Raw genomic sequence first — 5,704 nt, forward strand, 5'->3', positions numbered from 1 at the left:
CCGCCGCCGCGTCGACGTCGGCCTCGCGGCCCGCCCGGGAAACCGGCGGAGGGCAGCGCGGGCAAGGGAGCGCCGACGGCGGGCCCGCCCCACCGGGCGGGTGACGGCTGTCCGGCCGGGGGAGCCCTGCGCGGACGGCGGTCCGCCGCCGCGGGGGCGGGCGGCAGGCGGTCCGCGCGGCTTCGGCCCCGTCGGCGGACGGCGGCGGCCACCCCGGCACCATGACCGGTCCGCGGGCCGGCGGACTCCGCCACGGCGCCCGCACCGGGGCGGTCCGCGGGCCGGTCCGTGCCCCTCGGCCGAGGAGGCCGTCCCCGAGGGCGCCGACGGCGTGGGAAACGACTGGCGCGCGGCCCGCCGCACCTGCTGTCGTAGGGGCACGAGGTGTCTTCCTGCCGAGGAGGCGGATTGCCGGCCGACGGGTGTGTCTTCTGCGCGATCGCGTGCGGTCGGGCGGAGGCGAGCGTCGTCTTCGAGGACGAGCGGGTCATCGCGTTCATGGATCTGAGACCCGTGACCCCCGGGCACGTGCTCGTGATCCCCAAGGCGCACGCGGAAGGACTGGAGGACCTGCGGGAGGACGTCGGCGCGCGGGTCTGGACGGTGGCGCACCGGCTCGGGCGCGCGCTGCGGTCGTCCGGTCTGCGCTGCGAGGGAGTCAACCTCTTCCTGGCGGACGGCGAGGCGGCCTTCCAGGAGGTCTTCCACGTCCATCTGCACGTCTTCCCCCGTTTCCAGGGGGATCCGTTCCGCATCGAGGCGGACTGGCGGGTGTGCGAGCGCCGTCTGCTCGACGGGGCGGCGGCTGCGGTCCGCAGCGGCCTCGCCGCCCTCGACGCTCCTGCGCGCTGACGAACCCGGGCGGCCGCCCGTCAGGGGCCGTGCCACGAAAGGGCTGCCGCACCGGTCTTTCGCGGCCGCCGGGGCACGGCCGTCGCCGCGGCCCGGCCGCGGGTGCGGCCGGGGCCGGGCGCCCGTCGCCGCCGTGGGGCGGTCGCGCCGGCGGGGCGTCCCGCCGGCGCGACCGCGGTCAGCTCCCGGAAGCCGCCGATGCCTCCGGTTCGCCGTGCCGTTGCCAGGGCCGTGCCAGGCCGACGAGGGAGAGGGCCGCGGCGCCCGCCGCGCCCAGCATGATCAGCCCCATCGGCAGGGAGCTGTGCTCCCCGAAGAGTCCGACGAGCGGTGAGGCGGCGGCGCCGAACAGGAACTGCAGGCCGCCGACCAGGGCGGAGGCCGCCCCCGGCGCGCCGCGGCCGAGGCCCTGGGCGATGGTCATGCCCGACGGGAAGACCAGGCCGATCCCCGCGGTGGTGACGAAGAGCGCCGCCCAGGTGCCCGCGAGGACCTCCCCGGCCACCGGCACCACGAGGACCTGCCCCAGCGCGCCCAGCAGGACGAGGCCCACGCCGACGGTGAGCAGCGTGTTCAGCGCCACGCGCCCGGCCAGTTTCGCGAAGACCGCACCGGCGATCAGCATGCCGACGGCGTTGGCCGCGAAGATGAGGGAGTAGACCGTCGGCGAGACGCCGTGCAGGTTCTCGAAGACGAAGCTGGAGCCGCCGATGTACGCGAACAGCGCTGCCGAGGCGAAGGCGACGACGAGGACGTACCCCATGAAGACGCGCCGGCCGAGCAGGCCGCCCATCGCGCGGAAGGTGCTCTTCACACCCCCGCTGTGGCGGCGCTCGGGCGGCAGCGACTCCGGCACCGCCTTCCCCACGGCGAGCAGCAGGAGGACGCCCAGGGCGGCGAGGACGACGAACACCGCACGCCAGGTGGACACGGCCAGGACCGCCCCGCCGAGCACCGGCGCGGCGATCGGCGCCACGCCCATGATCTGGGAGAGCAGGGCGAAGCGGCGGGGGAGTTCGGCCCCGTGGAAGCGGTCGGTGAGGACCGCGCGGGCCAGCACCATGCCCGCCGCGCCGGCGACGCCCTGCAGGAAGCGGGCGGCGGTCAGCACTTCGGCGTTCGGGGCGACGGCGCAGACGAGCGAGAAGAGGGCGAACCCGGCCGAGCCGGCGAGGAGCAGCCGCCGCCGGCCGAGCCCGTCGCTGACCGGTCCGATGAGCAGCTGTCCGGCGACCAGGCCGGCCAGGAAGGCGGTCATGGTGAGCTGCACCGAGGAACTGCTCGCGCCCAGCGCGTCCCCCATCGCGGGGAAGCCGGGGACGTACATGTCGGTCGCGAGCGGGGCGACCGCCGTGAGCGCGGCCAGGACGGCGACCAGGGCCGTCGCGGAACCGGCGCGGGGCGCGGGGCGTGCGGTGCCGGGTGTCTGTCCGCCGACGGCGGAGGAGGGGGACGGGGATACCATGCGGTCAAAGATAAGCCAGTTGTTCACTGGTTAACAAAATTGGTTCACGGAGCGAGAAGGCGAGCCGCATGTCCTCCCCCGCCGACGTCCGCGCACAGTGGTCCGCGCACCACCCCGGCCTCGACACCTCCCCCATGGAACTGGTGGCGCTCCTCAAGCACGCCACCGGACTCCTGGCCAAGGCGGTCGAGCCCCTCTACGAGGGTGCTCCGCTGACCGCGCCGGAGGTCGACATGCTCATCCCCCTGCGCCACGCCACCGGCCCGGTGATCGCCCGGGGGCTCGCCGAACGCCTGGGCCTGTCGCGCGCGGGCGTCAGCAAGACGCTGGCCAAGCTGGAGCGGCGCGGCTTCGTCTCCCGCACCCCGAACCCCGCCGACCGGCGCTCCGTCCTGGTCTCGATCACGCCGGCCGGCGCCGAGGCGATCGACGGCTTCTTCCCCCGTCAGCTGGCCGCCGAGGTCGACCTCTTCGCGGACCTCGGGCAGGACCGGGAGCAGGTTTTGCGGGCGCTGACACGGCTGGTGGCGGCGATGGAGAAGGCGCAGCGGCACCGCTGAGCGCGGCACGGGTCCCGCACGGCCGGGACTCCCGTAGGGTGACGGCGTTCACGGCCGGCCCGCCCCCGCGTCGCCGGGACCCCGCGGGCCGGGGTCCGGCGCGCGGAGGGGCGGCCGGAAACGATTTTGCACGGAATGCATTTTTGCATAGCATGCAACGCATGACGGGGGAGAGCAGCGCGGCGCGCGACGGTCTGCGGGAGCGCAAGAAGCGGGCCACACGCGCCGCCCTCGCGGAGGCCGCGGTGCGCCTCGCCGCCGAACACGGGGCGGACAACGTCACCGTCGAGGCCATCAGCGCGGCCGCCGGGGTGTCCGTGCGGACGTTCTTCAACTACTTCGACTCGCGGGACGACGCGTTCGTGGTCATCGACGCGGACGCGGGCGCCCGTGTCCGCCGGGCCCTGCTCGACGCGCCGGCCGCCCTGTCGCCCCTGGAGGCGCTGCGCGAGGCGCTCGCCGTGGAACTCGCGCAAGCCGAGCGGCAGCACGAGCTGTGGAGCCTGCACGCGGAGGTGCTGCGCGCCTCCCCGCACCTGCTGGTGCGCAGCCTGGGTGCCCACATGGCCGACGAGGCGGGCCTCGCCGAGGTGATCGTCCGGCGGATCGGCTCCGGCCCCGCCGCCCGCGACCGCGCGCCGTCCCCCGCGGACGGCGACGGCGCGTACGAGGACGAGCGGCGTCGCGCGCTCGACCTGTACGCGCGGCTGCTGGCCGCCGTGGCCGGCACGGCGGTCCGGGTCAGCGTGGAGCACTGGTGCGCCCGGCAGGACGAGGTCGCCTTCGCCGACGTCTTCCGAGAGGTGTTCGCCCTGCTCGCGGCCGGTCTGCCCGCGCCGTCCCGGTGATCGCCCGCGGACCGGGGCCGGACGGTTCGGCCGCCGGGCCCGCGGTCCCCGATCCCGCCACCCCCTCGCTTCGTCGGGCCCGGAACGCCTCCGGCGGCCGCCCGGGCCCGCACCGACCAGCCGTTGACCACCGATCGTCGAAAGAGATGCCGTGACCGCAACGCAGGCGCCCGACGCGGCGCCGCCCACCTCCATGTCCAACCGGCAGATACTCCAGGCCATGTCGGGCCTGATGGCCGGCATGTTCGTCGCCATCCTGGCGGGCACCGTGGTGTCCAACGCGCTGCCCACGATCATCACCGACCTGGGGGCCAGCCAGTCCTCCTACACCTGGGTCGTCACCGCGGAACTGCTGGCCATGACGGCGACCGTTCCGCTGTGGGGCAAGCTGTCCGACCTGTTCGACAAGAAGCTGCTGCTCCAGCTGTCCCTGGGCATGTTCGTGATCGGCTCGCTGCTGGCGGGCTTCTCGCACGGCGTCGGGCTGCTGATCTTCAGCCGCGTGGTCCAGGGCATCGGCGCGGGCGGCCTGACCGCCCTCGCCCAGGTCGTGATGGCCGCGATCATCCCGCCCCGCAGGCTCGGCAAGTACGCCGGCGTCTTCGGCGCCGTGTTCGCCGTCGGCACGGTGGCCGGCCCGCTGATCGGCGGTGTGCTGGTGGACACCTCCTGGCTGGGCTGGCGCTGGTGCTTCTTCATCGGCGTGCCGTTCGCGCTGCTGTCCATCGTGCTGCTCCAGCGCACCCTGGACCTGCCCGTGACCCGGCGCGAGGTGAAGATCGACTTCCTGGGCGCCTTCCTCATCGTCGCGGGCGTCTGCGCCCTGCTCATCTGGGTGTCGCTGGCGGGCAACGAGTTTGACTGGCTCTCCTGGCAGACCGCCGCGCTCACGGGCGGCGGTCTGCTGCTGCTGGCCGCCGCCGTCCTCGTCGAGGCCCGGACCGCCGAGCCGGTCATCCCGCTGGACATCTTCCGCAACCGCACCGTGACGCTCACCACCGTCGCCAGCCTCCTGGTGGGTGTCGCCATGTTCGGCGGGACCGTCTTCCTCTCGCAGTACTTCCAGGTGTCCCTGGGCAAGTCGCCGACCATGGCGGGTCTGATGAGCCTGCCGATGATCCTGGGCCTGCTGGTGTCGTCCACCGTGGCCGGGCAGGTGATCAGCAGGACCGGCGTCTGGAAGCGGTACCTGGTGGCGGGCGCGGTGATCATGACCGTGGGACTCGGCCTGCTCTCCACCATCGGCGCGGACACCTCCTTCGCCCTGCTCAGCCTCTACATGGCGGTACTGGGCATCGGCGTCGGCATGCTGATGCAGAACCTGGTGCTGGCCGCCCAGAACGATGTGCCCGCCAGTGAGCTGGGCGCCGCGACCTCCGTCCTGTCCTTCTTCCGCAGCATGGGCGGCACCATCGGCACCAGCGTCCTCGGCGCGATCCTGGCCAACCGCGTCACCGCCGAGATGACCGAGGGCCTGAAGGCGGCGGGCGTCACGGGCCAGGGCTCGGGCGGCGGCGAGGCCGGCGTCCCGGACGTGAGCACCCTGCCCGAGCCGGTACGGGGCATCGTCGAGCACGCCTACGGCGTCGCCACCGCCGACCTGTTCCTCATCGCCACCCCCTGCGCCCTGCTGGCGCTGATCACCGTCGTGTTCCTCAAGGAGAAGCCGCTGAAGACCACCAGCGGCATGGAACGCCTCGCCGAGGAATCCGGCCCGGCGGCCGGGGCGACCGCCGACGCGGCCACGACCGCCGACTGAACCCGGCGCGCGCCCGCGTGCGACGCCCCGCCCGGCCGTACCGGGCGGGGCGTCGCCATGGGCGCTCGCGGCCTTACGGCCGCCGCCCGATCGCCTCGGCGCCCTGGCCGCCGGCCCTGCCCGGTCGCCGTGCCCGCTCCTGCCCGCCCCGCGCCCGTCGCGGCCGGACGCGCGGGCGGTCCTCGGCCGGCCCCGCCGGGGAAGGGCCCCTCCACCCCTC

General features: G+C 74.7%; 5 protein-coding genes. 4 read left to right on the plus strand and 1 reads right to left on the minus strand.

What is annotated here, in order from left to right; genetic code table 11:
* The first annotated feature begins 408 nt into the window (after positions 1-408).
* On the plus strand, positions 409-852 hold the full coding sequence (locus ABD363_RS32185; RefSeq protein WP_344609997.1) for an HIT family protein: 444 nt from the start codon (positions 409-411) through the stop codon (positions 850-852).
* A 178-nt stretch (positions 853-1,030) separates the two neighbouring features.
* On the opposite strand, the gene ABD363_RS32190 is transcribed toward ABD363_RS32185, so the two are convergent.
* Complete coding sequence (locus ABD363_RS32190; RefSeq protein WP_344609998.1) at positions 1,031-2,317, minus strand: multidrug effflux MFS transporter; 1,287 nt, start codon at positions 2,315-2,317, stop codon at positions 1,031-1,033.
* Positions 2,318-2,385: 68 nt separating this feature from the next.
* Here ABD363_RS32190 and ABD363_RS32195 point away from each other — a divergent pair, with 68 nt between their 5' ends.
* From ABD363_RS32195 to ABD363_RS32205, 3 genes are all read left to right on the plus strand, one after another.
* Positions 2,386-2,877 (plus strand): MarR family winged helix-turn-helix transcriptional regulator, encoded by a 492-nt coding sequence (locus ABD363_RS32195; RefSeq protein WP_344609999.1) that lies wholly within the window; start codon positions 2,386-2,388, stop codon positions 2,875-2,877.
* A 152-nt stretch (positions 2,878-3,029) separates the two neighbouring features.
* Positions 3,030-3,725 carry a TetR/AcrR family transcriptional regulator gene (locus tag ABD363_RS32200; protein ID WP_344610000.1) on the plus strand — a complete coding sequence of 232 codons (696 nt, stop codon included), beginning with the start codon at positions 3,030-3,032 and terminating at the stop codon, positions 3,723-3,725.
* A 193-nt stretch (positions 3,726-3,918) separates the two neighbouring features.
* Positions 3,919-5,484, plus strand: a complete 1,566-nt coding sequence (locus tag ABD363_RS32205) for an MDR family MFS transporter (RefSeq protein ID WP_425578050.1) — start codon at positions 3,919-3,921, stop codon at positions 5,482-5,484.
* Positions 5,485-5,704: the final 220 nt, after the last annotated feature.

The sequence above is a fragment of the Streptomyces glaucus genome (genome assembly GCF_039533365.1).
In the GTDB taxonomy this organism is placed as follows: Bacteria; Actinomycetota; Actinomycetes; order Streptomycetales; family Streptomycetaceae; genus Streptomyces; species Streptomyces glaucus.